This window comes from Pseudomonas sp. C6002 (genome assembly GCF_013385805.1).
Lineage (GTDB): Bacteria > Pseudomonadota > Gammaproteobacteria > Pseudomonadales > Pseudomonadaceae > Aquipseudomonas.
In genome coordinates this window covers 48,369-64,601 of sequence record NZ_JACAPH010000039.1, presented here as the reverse complement: position 1 = coordinate 64,601, position 16,233 = coordinate 48,369, and the positions used below count along the sequence as shown (strand labels likewise).

The 16,233-nt window shown below is 61.5% G+C and carries 22 protein-coding genes; all 22 read left to right on the top strand.

Annotated features, from left to right (window positions below; translation table 11 throughout):
- The first annotated feature begins 3 nt into the window (after positions 1-3).
- The 22 genes from HX817_RS27505 to HX817_RS27405 all read left to right on the top strand — a co-directional run bounded on the left by HX817_RS27505 (position 4) and on the right by HX817_RS27405 (position 16,231).
- Positions 4-336, top strand: coding sequence for a phage baseplate protein (locus HX817_RS27505; RefSeq protein WP_003208675.1), 333 nt, complete (start codon positions 4-6; stop codon positions 334-336).
- Entirely contained in the window at positions 333-1,328 is a 996-nt protein-coding gene (locus HX817_RS27500; protein ID WP_177022714.1) for a baseplate J/gp47 family protein, read from the top strand. The genes HX817_RS27505 and HX817_RS27500 overlap by 4 nt, the downstream gene beginning before the upstream one ends.
- The gene (locus tag HX817_RS27495) at positions 1,325-2,053 is read left to right on the top strand and encodes a phage tail protein I (RefSeq protein ID WP_177041846.1); all 729 of its coding nucleotides are present in this window, start codon (positions 1,325-1,327) and stop codon (positions 2,051-2,053) included. Before HX817_RS27500 ends, HX817_RS27495 begins: the two co-directional genes overlap by 4 nt.
- Positions 2,050-2,580: a hypothetical protein gene (locus HX817_RS27490; protein ID WP_177019258.1), complete on the top strand. Its 531-nt coding sequence runs from the start codon at positions 2,050-2,052 to the stop codon at positions 2,578-2,580. Before HX817_RS27495 ends, HX817_RS27490 begins: the two co-directional genes overlap by 4 nt.
- A gap of 47 nt (positions 2,581-2,627) precedes the next feature.
- Complete coding sequence (locus tag HX817_RS27485; protein WP_177041844.1) at positions 2,628-3,410, top strand: phage tail protein; 783 nt, start codon at positions 2,628-2,630, stop codon at positions 3,408-3,410.
- Positions 3,411-3,421: 11 nt separating this feature from the next.
- A complete protein-coding gene (locus tag HX817_RS27480) occupies positions 3,422-3,724 on the top strand; it encodes a hypothetical protein (protein ID WP_177041843.1) in 303 nt (100 codons plus the stop codon).
- An 87-nt stretch (positions 3,725-3,811) separates the two neighbouring features.
- Complete coding sequence (locus HX817_RS27475) at positions 3,812-3,985, top strand: hypothetical protein (RefSeq protein WP_003208665.1); 174 nt, start codon at positions 3,812-3,814, stop codon at positions 3,983-3,985.
- 2 nt (positions 3,986-3,987) lie between these two features.
- Positions 3,988-5,154, top strand: coding sequence for a tail protein (locus HX817_RS27470; protein WP_003208663.1), 1,167 nt, complete (start codon positions 3,988-3,990; stop codon positions 5,152-5,154).
- Positions 5,154-5,660, top strand: a complete 507-nt coding sequence (locus HX817_RS27465; protein WP_003208662.1) for a phage major tail tube protein — start codon at positions 5,154-5,156, stop codon at positions 5,658-5,660. The genes HX817_RS27470 and HX817_RS27465 overlap by 1 nt, the downstream gene beginning before the upstream one ends.
- A gap of 51 nt (positions 5,661-5,711) precedes the next feature.
- Positions 5,712-6,293, top strand: a complete 582-nt coding sequence (locus HX817_RS27460) for a phage tail assembly protein (protein WP_003208660.1) — start codon at positions 5,712-5,714, stop codon at positions 6,291-6,293.
- 127 nt (positions 6,294-6,420) lie between these two features.
- Positions 6,421-8,619 (top strand): phage tail tape measure protein, encoded by a 2,199-nt coding sequence (locus tag HX817_RS27455; RefSeq protein WP_177041841.1) that lies wholly within the window; start codon positions 6,421-6,423, stop codon positions 8,617-8,619.
- Entirely contained in the window at positions 8,619-9,002 is a 384-nt protein-coding gene (locus HX817_RS27450; protein WP_003208656.1) for a phage tail protein, read from the top strand. The genes HX817_RS27455 and HX817_RS27450 overlap by 1 nt, the downstream gene beginning before the upstream one ends.
- Positions 8,995-9,207: a tail protein X gene (locus HX817_RS27445; RefSeq protein WP_003208655.1), complete on the top strand. Its 213-nt coding sequence runs from the start codon at positions 8,995-8,997 to the stop codon at positions 9,205-9,207. The genes HX817_RS27450 and HX817_RS27445 overlap by 8 nt, the downstream gene beginning before the upstream one ends.
- Positions 9,208-9,216: 9 nt before the next feature.
- Positions 9,217-10,224 carry a phage late control D family protein gene (locus tag HX817_RS27440; protein ID WP_177041838.1) on the top strand — a complete coding sequence of 336 codons (1,008 nt, stop codon included), beginning with the start codon at positions 9,217-9,219 and terminating at the stop codon, positions 10,222-10,224.
- Between the two features lie 64 nt (positions 10,225-10,288).
- Positions 10,289-10,879 (top strand): hypothetical protein, encoded by a 591-nt coding sequence (locus HX817_RS27435; RefSeq protein ID WP_177041837.1) that lies wholly within the window; start codon positions 10,289-10,291, stop codon positions 10,877-10,879.
- On the top strand, positions 10,876-11,058 hold the full coding sequence (locus HX817_RS27430) for a DUF2635 domain-containing protein (RefSeq protein WP_087695298.1): 183 nt from the start codon (positions 10,876-10,878) through the stop codon (positions 11,056-11,058). Before HX817_RS27435 ends, HX817_RS27430 begins: the two co-directional genes overlap by 4 nt.
- Entirely contained in the window at positions 11,058-12,554 is a 1,497-nt protein-coding gene (locus tag HX817_RS27425; RefSeq protein ID WP_177022719.1) for a phage tail sheath subtilisin-like domain-containing protein, read from the top strand. Before HX817_RS27430 ends, HX817_RS27425 begins: the two co-directional genes overlap by 1 nt.
- Before the next feature lie 64 nt (positions 12,555-12,618).
- Complete coding sequence (locus tag HX817_RS27420) at positions 12,619-12,966, top strand: phage tail tube protein (RefSeq protein ID WP_010170089.1); 348 nt, start codon at positions 12,619-12,621, stop codon at positions 12,964-12,966.
- Entirely contained in the window at positions 12,963-13,259 is a 297-nt protein-coding gene (locus tag HX817_RS27415) for a phage tail assembly protein (protein WP_102369827.1), read from the top strand. The genes HX817_RS27420 and HX817_RS27415 overlap by 4 nt, the downstream gene beginning before the upstream one ends.
- Positions 13,260-13,264: 5 nt before the next feature.
- On the top strand, positions 13,265-13,390 hold the full coding sequence (locus HX817_RS31450; RefSeq protein ID WP_010170085.1) for a hypothetical protein: 126 nt from the start codon (positions 13,265-13,267) through the stop codon (positions 13,388-13,390).
- Positions 13,390-15,006: a hypothetical protein gene (locus HX817_RS27410; protein WP_177041835.1), complete on the top strand. Its 1,617-nt coding sequence runs from the start codon at positions 13,390-13,392 to the stop codon at positions 15,004-15,006. The genes HX817_RS31450 and HX817_RS27410 overlap by 1 nt, the downstream gene beginning before the upstream one ends.
- Positions 14,993-16,231, top strand: coding sequence for a DNA circularization protein (locus tag HX817_RS27405; RefSeq protein WP_177041833.1), 1,239 nt, complete (start codon positions 14,993-14,995; stop codon positions 16,229-16,231). Before HX817_RS27410 ends, HX817_RS27405 begins: the two co-directional genes overlap by 14 nt.
- The last annotated feature ends 2 nt before the right edge of the window (positions 16,232-16,233 follow it).

The following is a 16,233-nucleotide window of genomic DNA, read 5'->3' as shown; positions in this document are numbered from 1 at the left end:
CCCATGATCGGAATCGATAGAAACACCGGGGCGGCGGTCGATGACTGGCTGCAATTTGTGCAGCGCGCTACCCGAGCGCTGACCACGCCCTTGGGCACTCGCCAGAAGCGCCCGCTGTACGGCTCGATGATCCCGCAGTTGCTCGGGCAAAACCTCGGCGATGACCTGCTGATTCTCGCCCAGAGCCATGCCGCCCAGGCGTTCTACAACCCGCAGAACGGCATCGCCGACTTCGAGCCGCAAGTCATCGTCGCCAACCGCCAGGGCGCCGGCCTGTTGCTGCGCTTCGCCGGCACCTGGAAAAACCGCAAACAATCCTTCGAGGTGGTGACATGAGCATGCTGATACCCGGCCAGAACCAGCTGGCTGAGCCAGCGATCATTGCCGTCGATGAGTTCGAACCGTTGCTGGCGGAGTTCAAGGCGTTTGTCGTTGATTACGTCGCTACTCGTGCGCCTGAAAATGCCGCCAAGCTGAAGGTCAGCCTGGAGAACGAGAGCGAGTTGCTGACGTTGGCGCTGGAAGCTTTTTGCGTTCGCCTGCAAACCCACGAGCGCAAATACAACGCCCGCATCAAGCAGATGCTGGCGTGGTGGGCCACCGGCAGCAACCTCGATGCGCGCCTGGCGGACATGGGCCTTGAGCGCCAGGTGCTCGACCCTGGTGACCCGGCGGCTTTCCCGCCGGTACCGCCAACATTGGAGAGCGACGATGACGCCCGGTTGCGTTATTACCTCGCGCCTCACGCTCCGGCGGCGGGTTCGCGGATGCAGTATCGCCGGGAGGTTTTCACCCTCGGTGAGCGTCCATCGGTGAAAGTGCAAAGTGCTACCCCGGGTGTGGTGACGGTGACTTATACCTTCGACCCGGACGGCTACGCGGCACGGGTCAAGGATGGTAATGGCCGTCGAACCGCGCCCGGCGAAGTGATGGTCACGGTCCTGTCCCGAGACGGGGATGGCACACCTTCTGCTGATCTGCTTGACGGTGTACGTCGGCATTTCGCCCGGCCTGACGTGCGACCGGAAACGGATCTCGTCACGGTGCAGGCGGCTCAGATCCTGCGCTACAAAATCCGCGTGGTGGCCAAGATCAACGCGGGCCCGGATTCCGGGCTCACTCAAGTCGCCGCCCAGAAACTGCTGCAAGACTATGCAGAGTCCTGTCATCGCCTGGAAGGGCGGGTGGACCCGAGCTGGATCGACTACGCCATCCACTCGGCGGGAGCTGCACAACTGCAAATCCTTGAACCGCTGGAGCCGATCGTCACCACCGCGTTCCAGGCTCCGTATTGCACGGGTGTCGAGGTGGAGGTGCGCACGCTATGAACGAGCCAAAAGGCAGTTTGCTGCCCGCCAACAGTTCGCCGTTGGAGAAGGCGCTGGACCTGGGTTTCGGGCAATTGCTCGATCGGGTGACGCCCCCTTTTCCCGCCCTGATGAACCCGCTGCAGACGCCGGCTGAATTCCTTCCCTACCTGGCCGCTGATCGCGGCGTCAGTGAATGGGACGCCGCTGCCAGCGAGTCGGAGAAGCGCCTCACCGTGGCCTTGTCCTGGCAAATCCAGCGTCAGGCCGGTACGCCCAAGGCGCTGAGCTACGCCGTCGAATCCCTGGGATTCACCCCCAATATCAGTGCCTGGTATCAACAGCGGCCAACCGGCCTGCCTTACACCTTTGATGTGCAGGCAATCATCGGTCGCAGTTGGTCCAGTGGCGATCACAACCGTTTGATCCGCCGCATCAACGCGGCGAAGAGCGAGCGGGACCTGGCCACCATCACCATCGTGCACGAGACCTCCCAGGGTTTACGTGTTGCTGCAGCCGCTGATCCAGGGTTGAGCATCGGTGATGAGGGCCAGCCCGGGGCGTTGCCCGAAGTGAAGCTGCACGGGGTACTTGCTTGCAGAAGCGTGGCGCACACACCGCTCAGCGATGGCGAGTTGCAGTTGTGCGGCGTACTGCCTGAACTCGGGCTGGCGGCCCGGCTAAACAGTGCCGGGGTTGCCCGGCACTACACCATTAACGACTACGACCTCAGGGCGCAGCCATGACAGATGAAATTACACGCCTGGTGCGCTTCACCTCCAAGGGATTGGATGAAGTGCTGCAGGCAAAGAACCAGGGCTTGAAAGGCGAGATCACCCACATTGGCGCCGGTACTGGCCGCTACAACCCCGACGGCACCGAAGTGGCCCTGCGTGACGAGCGCCAGCGGGTCGCCATTGTGGACTACGAGGATCTGGGCGACCGGCAACTCCGGATGGCCGCGCTGTTTGATGGCGAGGCCGAGTATGAGATCGGCGAGTTTGGTTTTTACCTCGCCAGTGGCACGTTGTTGGCGGTGTATTCCGTGGAGGGGAAGCTGCTCACGTATAAAGCGGCGGCCGCTCGGGTACTGCAGAAGTTCACGTTGGATATTTCGCCGTTGCCGGCGGATAGCGTGACGATTGTGGTGGGGAGCGAGAATTTGAATGTATTGATGGCTGAAGAAATCGCAATCATGGCGGCGGCTTCGGTTGGCAATATGTCCCGCCACGTTGATCTGATGTTGCGGGTTATGCATCTCGAAGCGAAGTAGTTGCACTGACAAAAGTGCTGAAAAGACTAATTGACAGGGAGTTGATGATGGGAATTGAAACGACTATCACGAAAGTGGTTGATGCGTGTAACAAGCTGACAGAAACGGTGACTAACCAGATTGGCAAAATTGATGCACGGGTAGAGGCTGCGTCGAGTCAGTTCACTGCGTGGCGTAACGGTGTACAAGCGAAAGACATCAATGGCCGCGCGCTTTACAAGCAGGATATTGACCTTACCGGCTTGTCCACGGACGTGCTTTACCCAGTGTGGTGGAGCATGCCCGGTAACGATGGGGGAGAAACCGAGCTTACTATCTCTCGAATTTTTTCTCGAGATAGCGAAAAGGCGCCCTTTGGTGAGGGTATCTATCATATCGCCGGCTTGAACCTGCAATTGGAAGGTGTTGGTTTTCCATGGAATGGTGATGCCAACTTCCTGTCGATCAAACGAATATCGCAAACCTATCGCGAAACGGTTCGGGGCATCTCGTTTGGCATGATTTGCACGGCTCGTGCCGTTACAGGGCTTAAACCCATGTATGTCGGTTTGGTCGCTGGTCAGCTGACCACGTCCCCACAATTCTCCGGGATGTACCTAAGAGGTGGGTTGAGTTACACGATCACCAAAACGTTTGATTACCCTGTGAGCTTCAGCAAGGTGGATACCGAAGTGATCATGAAAGATGACGTTACGGCTGATTGGGAGGTGCGTTGGGTAGTGAAGCCTTATGCGCTGGCCCAGGCAGATGCCGTGCTTGGGAAGACCTATGAAGAGAAGCGCTTGGCTTATTCCTACGACAACGACACTCGGTATACCGCCAAGGTTTAAGGACTGATCAAATGACTTTGTTTATTGAAAAACTGGAAACCCCCGCTGGTGACGCGCTGATCAACGTACCTGCCAGCGTGCAGACACTTAAAGGTCTTGGCTTTAGTGATGTGGCCGCTCAAGCGCTGATCGAGAAAGCCGCTGCCTCTGCAGCGCTCGCTAGCACTATTGCTGCTCGCCGCTCTGCCTATGTCAGCGAAGCGGACCCGATGTACCTCGAGTGGCAATTCGACGGTACGCCTGAGAAGGAGAAGGAATGGCGAGCCAAAGTGGCCGAAATCAAGGCGCGGTTCCCGTTGCCGGAAGATAAATAATCACCCACCGCGAAAGCGGTTTTTTTTCGCCCGCCCAAAGCCCCTCTCGCAGGGGCTTTGGCATTTTCCACCCGGAGAATTCCACTCATGTTTAATCGCCAAACCTACACCGTCCTCATTCCATTCCCCACCGGCAACGGCCACTGGTCTACCGCCGGCGAGGAACTGGAACTGCTGGACGTCGAAGCATCCGCCCTGCGCACCGCTGGCCGCCTGGAACTGACCAGCGTCCTCAACTCCACCCCGAAGAAGGCTGACTGATCATGGCTGAGGTTTTGAACTTCGAACACAACGGCATCACCGTGAACGCCACCGAATCCCCCGAGGCCATGGGTGGCCTGGGCGATAACGTCATCGGCCTGGTGGGCACTGCCCCCAACGCCCATGCGTCGATTCCGAAAAACGCCCCGTTCCGCATCAACAGCTTCACCACCCAGGCGCTGCTGGACCCTACCGGCGCTGAAACCGGCACGCTGTTCCACGCCGTTTACCAGATCCTCAAAGTGGTCAAGGTGCCGGTCTACGTTGTGATCGTCGACGAGGGCACCACCCCGGCCGACACCATCAATAACGTAATCGGCGGTGAAGAGCCGGTCACCGGCCGCAAACTGGGCCTCGCCGCCCTGGCCAGCGTCCCCGAAGACCTGACCATCATCGGCGCCCCGGGCTTCACCGGCACCAAGGCCGTGGCCGGCGAATTCGCCTCCTTCGGCAAGCGCATCAAGGCCCGTGTGGTGCTGGACGGCAAGGACGCAACCGTCGCCGACCAGGTGACCTACAGCGGCGAACTGGGCGGTGCCGATCTCGGTTTCGACCGTTGCCTGCTGGTGCACAACATGCCGTCGGTGTACTCCAAGGCCGCGAAGAAAAACGTGTTCCTGGCGCCGTCGTCCCTGGCCATCGCCGCGCTGGCCAAGGTCAAGCAGTGGGAAAGCCCGGGCAACCAGGTGACTTTCGCCGAAGACGTGTCCCGCGTGGTTGAGTACAACATCCTCGACACCTCCACCGAAGGCGACCTGCTCAACCGCTACGGCGTGAGCTACTACGCCCGCACCATCCTCGGCGGTTTCTCGCTGCTGGGTAACCGCTCCATCACCGGCAAGTTCATCAGCTACGTAGGCCTGGAAGATGCGATCAGCCGCAAGCTGGTCAAGGCCGGGCAGAAAGCCATGGCCAAGAACCTCACCAAGTCGTTCATGGACCAGGAGGTCAAGCGCATCAACGACTGGCTGCAAACCCTGGTGGCCGACGAGACCATTCCAGGCGGCAGCGTGTACCTGCACCCTGAACTGAACAGTGTCGAGAAGTACAAGAACGGCACCTGGTTCATCGTCATCGACTACGGCCGCTACGCGCCGAACGAACACATGATTTATCAACTCAACGCCCGCGATGAAATCATCGAGCAGTTCCTGGAGGACGTTCTCTAATGTTTACCAACCGAATCAGACAGGCCATGGCGGCCACCCTTCAAGGCCTGCCGTTGTCGGCGACGGTCACCTCGTTCGCACCGCCGAAGATCGACTTCGACATGGAACAGATGACCGGCGGACGTTTCATCGCCGAAGAAATGGCCAAGAGCGCCAAAGTGCTCAACGCCACATTGGAGCTGCAAGGTGCGGGTCCGGAAATCATGCTTGCCCTGGGGGTGCGCCTGGGCGACGACATTTTGCTGAACGTGCGTGAAGCCGGCCAGGACCAGGACGGCAAGACTTACTTCACCTACCACACCATCGGCGGCAAGCTGAAAACCCTGACCGAGACAACCCTGAAGATGGGCGATAAACCCGCCATCACCCTGGAGTTCTCCTGCCGCACCTACAACCGCCTGGAAAACGGCATCCCGGTGATCGACATCGACGTGCGTACCCAGAAGTTCGTGCTCAACGGCGTCGACATCCTCGGCGATGCCCGCCGCGCGGTACTGATGCCTTAAGGCCCCGGGAGCGGGTTTTCCCGCTCCCATACTTCACCAAGGAATTGACTCATGGCCTGGATGCCTCCGCTGCACATCCTGCTGTCGCCGATCACCGCTGATACCGGCGCGCTGATCGAGCAGATTCAACTCAAGCCGTTGTTCTACGCCGCGCAAAAAGACGCGCTGGCCCGGGCCGGTGATGACGAGGACGATCAGTTCTTCGAACTGGCCAAACTCGCCACCGGCCTGTCGGAAAAAGAACTCGACCAACTCAAGCGTCCGGACTATGTGAGCATCGCCCAGTACGTGCACGACATGTCGACCCGGCCTGCCTCGTACTTCCTCGACGCCGACGAGCAGCCCCGCGAATCGGCGACCAGTGAGCACGTCTCGCTGCTGTTGCCGCTTGACACCGGCGGCCGCCGTCTCACCAGCCTGATCCTGGAAATGCCCGCCCTGCGTGCCACCAAGGCGATGAAAAAACTCGCCACCAACAAAGAGCGCGCCGAGTTCATCACTGCCCACTGCACCGGCCTGATGATCCCGGATCTCGCCGACCTCAGCGTGCCCGACTGGACCGAACTGCAGGGGCGCATCGACGATTTTTTAAACAAACCGGCGGACTTCTTTCGGAGCGCGACATCGAAGTAATTCTCGACATCGTGCCGCTCATTTACTCGGTAAATGAAGCGGAAATCCTGGACTGGGACGCCGGAAAAGCATTGCGCCGCTACGACATCGCGATCACTCGCCTTGGCGTCAAACAGGAGTAGAGCGGATGGCAGACAGTAAATTTGGATTGAGGTCGCTCATCGCCAGGGACGGCGAGGCGATTTACGGCTCGCTTGAAACGGCCGGGGCAGGCGCCAGCATCCAGCCGATTGCGCCGATGCTTGCCGGCCCGTCCTTGCTTGATACCGTACCCAAGGCCGTGCCGGGCCAGGAACTGGCGAATGTCGGTGCGCAACTGACGCAACTGGTCACGGGGCAGACCCGGCTCATCGACACGCTGGAGAGGTTCAACGGCTCATTGCTCGATGTGATGGGTGCCCTGAAAACCGGCAAGGGCAATAGCAAGGGCGGCGCCTCATCCGATACCGTCAAACCCTCGCAGGCGCTGGAAACGGCGATGACCGACCTGCATGAAGTGGTGGGGTTTGCCGGGCATGAGCGCACACAACTGCGCGAAGCCAACCTGGCCTTGGCGTCAGACCCGATGGTTGCCGCAAGTGGCGCAGATGCTGTCGACCTGGCAAGGGTGGAGCAGGTGGGGCCCCGGTCCGGCGTAGGCAAGGACCTTGAAACTCGCCAGGCTGATTTGCTGCAGTTCGCCCGCGATAGCGCGCTCATCGCCGCGGCCTTTCAGACCGATATCAAGACGGCCGGCGAGATGATGGGCGGCTGGCGTGGGTCGATGAAGCTGGATCGCCCGCAGGCGCTGGATCTGGCTGACGCCACCAACGTGCTGGGTTCCCACGCTTCGCTCAAGGCCGATGCGGTGGATATTGGTTCGATTGTGCGCCAGAGCACTGCGGCGAGAACGTCGGGCATGAGCCCCGAGCAGGTAGCGGCGTTTTCGGCGGCGTTGCTGACGGTTGGTAACAACCGGGCGTCTGCCGGGCTTGCGGTGGAAAAAGTCGGCGCCGCGCTGGCCAAGGGTGACGGTGCGTCCGAGGGGCAGCGTGCTGCCTGGGCAGAGCTCAAGCTTGACCCGAAGGTGCTTGCGGCAGGCATGAAGCAGGACGCACCGCAAACAGTGCTGACGGTCCTCGAGGCGCTCAAGGCGCAGCCCCAGGAAAGGCAGGCGGCACTGGCCACGCAGTTGTTCGACGGTAACCGCTCGATTCTGAGTCTGGTGCCGGTGATCGACACGCTGAAGCAGGCCTTTACGGCGGTGGCCGACAAGTCGACTTACGCGACTTCGGTCCTGGGAGACCAGGGCTCGGTCATGCGTTCGGCGACCGGGCGGGCAGACTCCACACAAGCTCATGAACAAGCCTTCCAGGCCAGTACCACCCGCCTGGAGACAGCTTCCGATACGGCGATTGCACCCCTGAAAATCGGCGCACTGACGGTGCTGACCTCAGTGGTCAATGGCTTGGGCTGGCTGGCTGAATCGCTGCCCAAAGCCACGGCCGCCCTCACATTGGCCGCGGTGGTGATGGTGCCGCTGGCGAAGAAGCTCGGCGGCACTGTCGTGGACAAAGTCTTCGACAAGGTCGCCGGGAAAGTCCTGGGCGAGGGTGACGCGCCCCGCGATGCCGGTGGCAACAAGTCCGACCCGTCCGGCAGCAAAGGGAAGTCACAAGGCAACGACACACGCCAGGGCGCGCGCACTCCAGGCAACAACTCAGGCCCTGATGCGCCCACGAAAACCAACAGGGCCAGCCGAATCGCGAAGCGCGGTTCGTTGGCGTTGGTGGTGGCAGACGCGGGTGTCAATCTCATCAAGGGCGCGAGCAATGGCACCCTGAAAGAGTCCGTTGGCGCCAGTGTGGGGTCGATAGGCGGTGGCGTCGCGGGTGGTGTGGCCGGCGAGGTTGCAGGGCTGGCCATTGGGCGAGCCGTTGGCACGCTCGCCGGGGCGGCGCTGGGTTCGATTATTCCGGGTGCCGGCACAGTGTTGGGCGGTGTGATCGGCGGCTTTGCCGGCGGTGCAATCGGTAAGGTGGTGGGCGGCGTCGTCGGCACGTTCGTCGGCAGCGACGTCGGGGCGAGCCTGGGCGAGAAAGTCATGAGCAGCGACGACCGTCTCCCGCCACCCGAACAGGTAAGCCAAAGCCTTCCCAACGCTCAAACAGACAACCGGCAAATCAACTTCGCCCCGCAGATCAACATTACCGCACCCGAGCAGACCAGTTACCAGGCGCTGGCGGCGCTCGTCGTGCAACAGATCGAGGCGCAGTTCACGCCGCTGTCGATGGACAACCTGCTGGCGACGCGACGCGACGCGGCACTCACCGATGGAGCGGTTTAATGCGACAACAAATGGTGTTGGGCAGCTTCATTTTCGGGCTGTCGCGCGGGTTTGCCTACGCGACCCTCGACCGTAACAGTAGCGGTGGCTGGGTCGCGCTGGACATCATTGCCGGCAAACCCAAGTCCAGCCAGACCGGCCAGGCCCTCGAAACATTGACCTTTGCCGGCAAGGCGGCGCGTGGCATTGGCATGGCCAGGCTCGACGAACTGCGCGACTTGCAGGCCTTGCGTACACCGCTGCCGTTGGTGGACGGGATTGGCCGTAACTGGGGGCTGTGGACGATCAAATCGGTGGACGAGAAACAAGCCAACGTGATCGACGACGGCACCGCCATGCTGATCAATTGGACGTTGATACTGGAGGAATTCGTCAATGCGTAGAGTCCGAAGTATTGCCGGTGACTCCGTCAACCTGCTGCTCTACCGCGAACTGGGTCGCAGCGACGACGCTGCCGAGGAAGCACTGTGGCATCTCAACCCGGACCTCGCGGAACACGGGGCGGTATTGCCGGCCGGCATCGGTGTAATCGTACCGGAGCTGGACGCGCGGCCCGCCGCAAAAAAACCGGTTTCGGTTTGGGATTAAGGAGGAACCATGGCACTTGGATTCACACCGGCGGTGGAAATTTACGGGACCAATGCCGCGCTGCTCAACGAGCGATTACTGGAGTGGGAACACACCGATGCCGCAGGCTTCGTCTCCGACCAGCTCAAGCTGACCCTCGACATCGAAGGGCTTGAGGGATTGCCCAGCCTGGGTGGGAGGATCGGCCTGCGGGTCGGTTACCTGGAGACCGGCCTGGAGGACAAGGGGCTCTTCAAGATTACCCAGCGCACCCCGTACCTGTTCCCCCTGCGCCTGGTGCTGGTGGCCACGGCGGCGCCGTTCGACCAGGACGAATTCAAACAGCGCCGCACAGCCAGCCATGGGCCGACCACCCTGGGCGCACTGTTCCGCCAACTGACCATACGTTATGGATTTTCACCCAGGGTCGCGCCTGATCTGGACGCTGAGAAGATCGCTCACATCGACCAGACCAACGAAAGCGACATGAGCTTCCTGACCCGGCTTGCCAAGCGTTTTGATGCGGTGGCCAAGCCTGTCGACGAGCTGTATGTGCTGGGCCGTAAAGGCCAGATCACCTCGCTGTCGGGCAAGCCGCTGCAAGAAGTGCGGCTGTCGGTCACCCGTGATAACCGTCCGGGCGACCGCGCGTTTATCAGCGCCAGTTTTACCGAGACCAGCCGGGCCAAATTCGAAGGGGCCAAGGCGTCCTGGTGGGATGCCGCTACCTGCAAGAAACGTGAGGTGGAGGTGGGCGGTGCGCCGTTCAAAGTCCTTGCCCAGCGCTACCAGAGCGAAGACGAAGCCAGGACGGCGGCCGAAGGCGAGATGCGCCGGGTTAGCCGTGAAGGCCTGCAGATCAATGTGATATGCCCCGGCAACCCGGCGTTCCAGGCCGAAGGGCTGCTGGTGCTGGATGAAACCTGGCCCGGCTTCATGCAGGGGCGCTGGTCCATCGACACGCTGACGGCCGTCGGCAAACGCAAGGAAAGCTACCGATGCACGATCAAGGCGAACGGATTGTCGTCACCGCAATGACGTGCTCGATCGGTTCCTTCTACCCACCCGCTTCGGCGGGTTTTTTATTGCCTGGTGAGATGCCATGAAGATAACCCCTCTGGTCAGTCATCTTCGGGATCACTGTCCATCGTTCAACCAACACATCCGCGCCGGCCTCGACCTCGACGCGCTGCAAAACCTGCCAGTGCTCGACTCACCCCAGGCGGTCGTGACGCCGATCAATGACAAGGCCAGCCCTAACGCTGCGCAAAACAGCAGTCGCCAACCCCTGCGCGAACATTTTGGCGTGGTGCTGGTGCTGGATTTGCCGGAGGGCCAGCAAGCCCAGGCGATGGACCAGCTGCATGCCTTGCGCGCCGAGGTCTGGCGGGCGCTGGTGGGCTACAGGCCCGAGGGGTTCTACGAGCCCATCCAGTACGACGCTGGCGAATGGCTGTTGCTCAGCAAGGTTCGCGGGTTGTACCGGCTGCGGTTTTTTCTCGAGAGCCAGTTGGGACGCAACCTCAGCACGCAGCCGGCGGAAACCTGGCTCGAGCTTGAACTGGACGCTTTGCCGTCCTTCAACGGGGTGACGGTGCGGGTCGATGCCATCGACCCAGCCGACCCCAACCTGCAACGCCCAGGCCCCGACGGGCGCCTGGAAATGACGTTTTCTGCCGAGGTAAAACCATGAGCAAACGCATCACCGTACTGCCGGTTTCCGGCCGTGCCGTACCTGACCCGGAGGCGGGCGATCTGTTGCCCGCCGAAGGCCGCGAAGTCCCGGACAACGCCTGGTGGCGTCGACGTCTGGCCGATGGCGACATCACAACCAAAGCCGTCAAGGCGGCAAAAACACAGGGAGCCAAGTAATGGCGATCGGATTCAGTCATATTCCGGCGGACATTCGTGTGCCGCTGTTCTACGCCGAGATGGATAATTCGGCAGCCAATAGTGCGTCGTCGGCCCTGCGCCGATTGATCGTGGCCCAGGTCAACGACAACGTCACCAGCCCGGAAATCGGCAGCCTGGTGCTAGTATCGAGCGAGGCCATGGCCAAGCGTATCGGTGGCCAGGGTTCGATGCTGGCGTCGATGTACGAGACGTTCCGCAAGAGTGACCCGGTGGGCGAAATCTGGTGCCTGCCGCTGCACAGCACCGAAGGCAGCGCGGCCAAGGCCGAGCTCAAGCTGACCGGCGCCGCGACCCAAGGTGGCATTCTCAGCCTGTACGTCGGCGGCACCCGGGTTCAAGCGACCGTGATCAATGGTGCGACGGCTGCCGTGGCTGCCACCGCCCTGGCGCTGAAAATCAACGCCAGTGCCGACCTGCCGGTCAGTGCGGTAGCCGCCGATGGCACCGTCACCCTGACCGCCAAGTGGACCGGTGAGAGTGGCAACGACATCAGCCTGCAGCTCAACCGCCTGGGCCAGAGCAACGGCGAACAAACCCCCGACGGCCTGACCGCCGTGCTCGGCAAAATGGCGGCGGGCGCCGGTGTGCCGGACCAGCTCGCGGCATTGGCTGCGCTGGGCGACGAGCCGTTCGAGTTCATCTGCATGCCCTGGGCCGACACCACCAGCCTCAACGCCTGGCAAGCGGTGATGGATGACAACAGCGGTCGTTGGTCGTGGGCCAAGCAACTGTTCGGCCACGTCTACACCGCCAAGCGCGGCACTATCGGCACCCTGGTGGCGGCCGGGCAAGGGCGAAATGACCAGCACGTGACCATCCAGGCCATGGAGCCGGGCGTGCCGCAACCGTTCTGGGTCCAGGCCGCAGCATTGGCTGCACGCACGGCGGTGTTCATCTCTGCCGATGCCAGTCGTCCGACCCAAAGCGGCAGCTTGCCGGGCCTCGATCCGGCCGACGCGAGCGAGCGCTTCACTCTGACCGAGCGCCAATCGCTGCTCAACTACGGCATCGCCACCGCTTACTACGAAGGCGGTTACGTGCGCATTCAGCGGGCCATCACCACTTACCAGAAGAACGCGTTCGGCCAGGCGGACAATTCCTATCTGGACAGCGAAACCCTGCACCAGTCGGCCTTTATCGTGCGCCGCCTGCAGAGCGTGATCACCAGCAAGTACGGGCGCCATAAACTCGCTGCTGACGGCACGCGCTTTGGCGCCGGCCAGCCGATCGTCACCCCGAGCACCATCCGCGGTGAGCTGATTGCCCAGTACGCCAAGCTCGAACTGGAAGGCCATGTGGAGAACGCCGAGCTGTTCGCCGAGCACCTGATCGTCGAGCGCGACAGCCAGGACCCGAGCCGGGTCAACGTGCTGTTCCCGCCGGATTACGTCAACGGGCTGCGGGTGTTCGCGCTGCTCAACCAGTTCCGTTTGCAGTACGACGCGGCGGTGTAGGCCCCGCGCTTTTCGCAACTGATTCCAGCCCGCCGAGTGCGGGCTTATTTTTGGGAGAAACATCATGGGTCAACTGATTGCGGGCACCTGCTACGTCAAAGTGGACGGCGCTCAACTGACCATCAACGGCGGCTGCGAAGCACCGTTGATGGCCGTCAAGCGGGAAACCGTGGTGCCGGGTTTCTATAAGGAAACCGACATCACCCCGTCTTTCAAAGTTACCGCGCTGCACACGCCGGACTTTCCATTGAAGCAACTGATCGCCGGCACCGACATGACCGTCACCTGCGAATTCAACAACGGCAAGGTCTACGTGCTGGCCGGTGCCTACCTGGTGGAAGAGCCGGTGGCCAAGGGCGACGATGCCGTGATCGAGCTGAAATTCGAAGGCATCAAGGGGACCTGGCAATGACCGATACGGTGAAGCTGCAAGCGGCCATCGAGGCCCACGGCGAGTCATTGACCGAACTCACCCTGCGCCGCCCGACGGTGCAGGAGGTGCGGGCAATCAAGGCGCTGCCGTACAAGATCGACAAGGGCGAAGACGTGAGTCTGGACCTTGACGTCGCCGCCAAGTACATCGCCGTGTGCGCGGGTATCCCGCCGTCGTCGGTCAACCAGCTCGACCTGATGGACTTCAACGCGCTGAGCTGGGCCGTCGCCGGTTTTTTCATGAGTGCGGCGCAGGCTCCGTCGCCGAGCTGATTGCGGTGGCCTATGACCTGGCCTGGTTCTGGAAGGTTGATCCCGAACAGATGCTGGCCAGGCCTTTGGATACGCTCCGGGAATCCCTGGAGCATGCGCAACGGATCAATGCGATGCAGCAGGTGCAGTGATGGCAGAAGCTCAGAAAGTAGAAAGTACCGCCGTGCGCCTGACCGGCATCGACCAGCTGTCGCCCAAGCTCGCTGCGCTGCAGGCCATGGTCGGGCGCTTCAGGCAGAACCTGGAACAGACCGGTCTCGGCAAGCTGGATATCGCCGGTTTGGTAAAGGGCGGTGGGCTGGCGGCACCGTTTATCAGCGGTATCAAATCGGCGCTGGCGTTCAAGGCTGAGGTCGGCGAGGTCAATGCCGCCGTGGGGCAGGGCGTTACCGAAACGGCGGCGCAAGGGCTGAAGGATTTCAACGCGTCGCTGGACAAGGTGTCGGTGGCGTTTGGTACTGCGCTGTTGCCGGCCGTCACGGCGGTGGTGGTCGGGTTGGAGCCGTTGCTGACGACGTTGGCCCAGGTGCTCACCGAAAATCCGCAACTGGTGCAGGGCCTGGCTGCCGGCGCAGTAGCGTTTACCGCTATGCAGGCGGCCGTCACCGGCGTGTCTCAGGCACTGGGCTTGATGCAGCTGGTGCTCAGCGCCAATCCGATAGTTTTGGTGGCTGTAGGCATTGCCGTGGCGGCAGGCTTGATCGTTGCCAACTGGAAGCCGATTTCGGCATTTTTTGTCGGGCTCGGCGAACGGGTGATGGCGGCGATTGGAACCTTGGGCGAGTTTTTCCAGACGGTCTTTGCGTTTCGTCCGCTGGAACAGGTGATGCGCTTGTGGGGGCCGATCACAGGCTTTTTTTCCGGGTTGTGGACGTCGCTGAAGGTAATGGCGCAGCCCTTGGTCGGCTTTTTCACCACACTGTTTTCCTGGTCGCCAATGGGTTTGATCGTCAACAACTGGACGCCGTTGAGCGGCTTTTTTGCGGCCCTCTGGGACTTGCTCAAGGCACTGAGTGTGCCGGTGGTCGAGTTCATGAAAAGCCTGTTCAGTTGGTCACCCCAAGGGCAAATCATTGCCAACTGGGGAGTGATCAGTGAGATGTTTGCGGCGATCTGGAGTGACTTCAAACTCTCCGCGCTGGCGGCTTTTACCATCGTCAGCAGTTACTTCGATTGGTCGCCCCTGGACAAGGTTGCTGCCGTCTGGGGTAGCGTCAGCGGTGCATTCGCCTCGATCTGGCGCGATATCAAGTTGCAGGCCCAGGACGCCTTTGTAGTGTTGAGTGGCCTGTTCGACGACTGGCATCCGATGGAGCAACTTGAAGCCATGTGGGCACCGGTGCTGAGTTGGTTCACGGCGCTATCGGAGAAGCTGGCGGTGATCACCGCACCGATTCGCAAGCTGTTCAACGGTGGGCTGGGTGAGGTGATCAACCAGGCGACCGGCAGTGTGCTGGAGTTGACCACCGAGCAACAGGAACGTAATGCCGAAAGCGCGCGTAACCCATCCTGGTTCCGCAAGGGTCCTGGCTTGGTATCACCGCTGGCGTCCAGCTCCAGTTCGCTGCTGCAACAAACCGCTGCCAACAACCGCACGCAGCTCAACGGCGATTTGCGGGTGAGCTTCGACAATGCACCGGCGGGCCTGCGGGTGGACCAGCCCAGAACCAACCAGCCCGGCCTGAGCGTCACCCCACGTGTCGGCTACCGTTCCCTGTCCCTTGGAGGCTCCAATGAGCTGGCGTGATCGTTTGTTGCCGGCGTCGTTTCGTGGCGTCGGGTTTTGGGTTGACCAGGCGAAAGTCCCGGTCGGCAAGAAGGGCCAGTTGCACGAATACCCTCAGCGCGACCTGCCTTTTTTTGAAGGGCTGGGCCAACAGTCCAGGGTGCATGAGCTGACGGCATTTGTAGTGGGCGAGGATTGCCTGGAGCAACGCGACAAGTTGCTCAAGGCCCTGGAGGAGGGCGCCGGCGAGCTGGTGCACCCGTGGCTCGGACGGTTGCAGGTCAAGGTCGGCGAATGCGAGATGACCCAAACCCGCCAGGACGGCGGGCTGGTGACCTTTGCCCTGAAGTTCTATCCCGACGAACCTTTGAAGTTTCCCACTACGGCGGTCAATACCCGCCAGCTGTTGCTGGTGTCGGCCGACAGTTTGCTGGGTTCGGCGGTGCTGCGCTTTGAGCAGGCCGTCGCACTGGTGAAGCAGGCGCGGGTGGGCATCCAGGCGTTGCGCAATGGCCTGGCAGAGGTTTACCAGGTAATTGAGCAGCAATTTGCCCCACTGATTCAGTTGTATGGCGACCTGAATGCCTTGGTCAAAGCCATCAAGGAAGTGCCCAAGGAATTGAGCGCCGAGTTCAAGGGCTTGCTCGGCGATTTGAAAGAGTTGAAGGCATTTGCCCGCAACGGCTATCGCGGCATGCTGGCCAACCTCTCGCAGCAGGTGGAAGCGGCTCGCACTATCGACGTGCCGAAGCTGACCACCGGCAAGGACAGCGTGGCGGCGGTGCAAGCCACTGCCAACCTGGTACAGGATGCGTTGTGGGTGAAGATCGCCCATTGGCTGGCGGACGTACCGGTGGCGACAAAAGCGGTGACCCTCAGTACCACGCCATCCGTGGCGCAACAGGCGGCACAGCCGGTGCAGCGCCGCGAAGTGCCGGTGGCCGACGATGTGCTGGTGCTGCGTGACCTTCTGAACGAAGCCATGTGGCAAGCCGCATTGAAGGCCGACGCCGGGCACTATGTTGCGCTGAACGACCTGCGCCAACAGATGTTCGCGCATCTGACGGCGGTGGCTTCGTCCGGTGTCCGGCTGGTCAATCTGACGCCGATGCGCAGCATGCCCGCCTTGCTGTTGGCCTATCAGCGCTTCGGTGACGCGACGCGAGTGGGCGAGGTGGTGCAGCGCAATCGGGTGGCCCATCCGGGCTTCCTGCCACCGGCGGACCTGCAAGTGGTCAGGGAGTAACC

Excerpts from the sequence above, each read along its gene's own strand:
- HX817_RS27435 (WP_177041837.1), top strand. The coding sequence starts at position 10,289 with ATGAAGATAACCCCTCTGGTCAGTCATCTTCGGGATCACTGTCCATCG.
- HX817_RS27485 (WP_177041844.1), top strand. The coding sequence starts at position 2,628 with ATGGGAATTGAAACGACTATCACGAAAGTGGTTGATGCGTGTAACAAG.
- HX817_RS27480 (WP_177041843.1), top strand. The coding sequence starts at position 3,422 with ATGACTTTGTTTATTGAAAAACTGGAAACCCCCGCTGGTGACGCGCTG.
- HX817_RS27475 (WP_003208665.1), top strand. The coding sequence starts at position 3,812 with ATGTTTAATCGCCAAACCTACACCGTCCTCATTCCATTCCCCACCGGC.
- HX817_RS27460 (WP_003208660.1), top strand. The coding sequence starts at position 5,712 with ATGGCCTGGATGCCTCCGCTGCACATCCTGCTGTCGCCGATCACCGCT.
- HX817_RS27505 (WP_003208675.1), top strand. The coding sequence starts at position 4 with ATGATCGGAATCGATAGAAACACCGGGGCGGCGGTCGATGACTGGCTG.
- HX817_RS27500 (WP_177022714.1), top strand. The coding sequence starts at position 333 with ATGAGCATGCTGATACCCGGCCAGAACCAGCTGGCTGAGCCAGCGATC.
- HX817_RS27455 (WP_177041841.1), top strand. The coding sequence starts at position 6,421 with ATGGCAGACAGTAAATTTGGATTGAGGTCGCTCATCGCCAGGGACGGC.
- HX817_RS27405 (WP_177041833.1), top strand. The coding sequence starts at position 14,993 with ATGAGCTGGCGTGATCGTTTGTTGCCGGCGTCGTTTCGTGGCGTCGGG.
- HX817_RS27495 (WP_177041846.1), top strand. The coding sequence starts at position 1,325 with ATGAACGAGCCAAAAGGCAGTTTGCTGCCCGCCAACAGTTCGCCGTTG.
- HX817_RS27450 (WP_003208656.1), top strand. The coding sequence starts at position 8,619 with ATGCGACAACAAATGGTGTTGGGCAGCTTCATTTTCGGGCTGTCGCGC.
- HX817_RS27470 (WP_003208663.1), top strand. The coding sequence starts at position 3,988 with ATGGCTGAGGTTTTGAACTTCGAACACAACGGCATCACCGTGAACGCC.
- HX817_RS27465 (WP_003208662.1), top strand. The coding sequence starts at position 5,154 with ATGTTTACCAACCGAATCAGACAGGCCATGGCGGCCACCCTTCAAGGC.
- HX817_RS27430 (WP_087695298.1), top strand. The coding sequence starts at position 10,876 with ATGAGCAAACGCATCACCGTACTGCCGGTTTCCGGCCGTGCCGTACCT.
- HX817_RS27445 (WP_003208655.1), top strand. The coding sequence starts at position 8,995 with ATGCGTAGAGTCCGAAGTATTGCCGGTGACTCCGTCAACCTGCTGCTC.
- HX817_RS27415 (WP_102369827.1), top strand. The coding sequence starts at position 12,963 with ATGACCGATACGGTGAAGCTGCAAGCGGCCATCGAGGCCCACGGCGAG.
- HX817_RS27490 (WP_177019258.1), top strand. The coding sequence starts at position 2,050 with ATGACAGATGAAATTACACGCCTGGTGCGCTTCACCTCCAAGGGATTG.
- HX817_RS27440 (WP_177041838.1), top strand. The coding sequence starts at position 9,217 with ATGGCACTTGGATTCACACCGGCGGTGGAAATTTACGGGACCAATGCC.
- HX817_RS27420 (WP_010170089.1), top strand. The coding sequence starts at position 12,619 with ATGGGTCAACTGATTGCGGGCACCTGCTACGTCAAAGTGGACGGCGCT.
- HX817_RS27425 (WP_177022719.1), top strand. The coding sequence starts at position 11,058 with ATGGCGATCGGATTCAGTCATATTCCGGCGGACATTCGTGTGCCGCTG.
- HX817_RS27410 (WP_177041835.1), top strand. The coding sequence starts at position 13,390 with ATGGCAGAAGCTCAGAAAGTAGAAAGTACCGCCGTGCGCCTGACCGGC.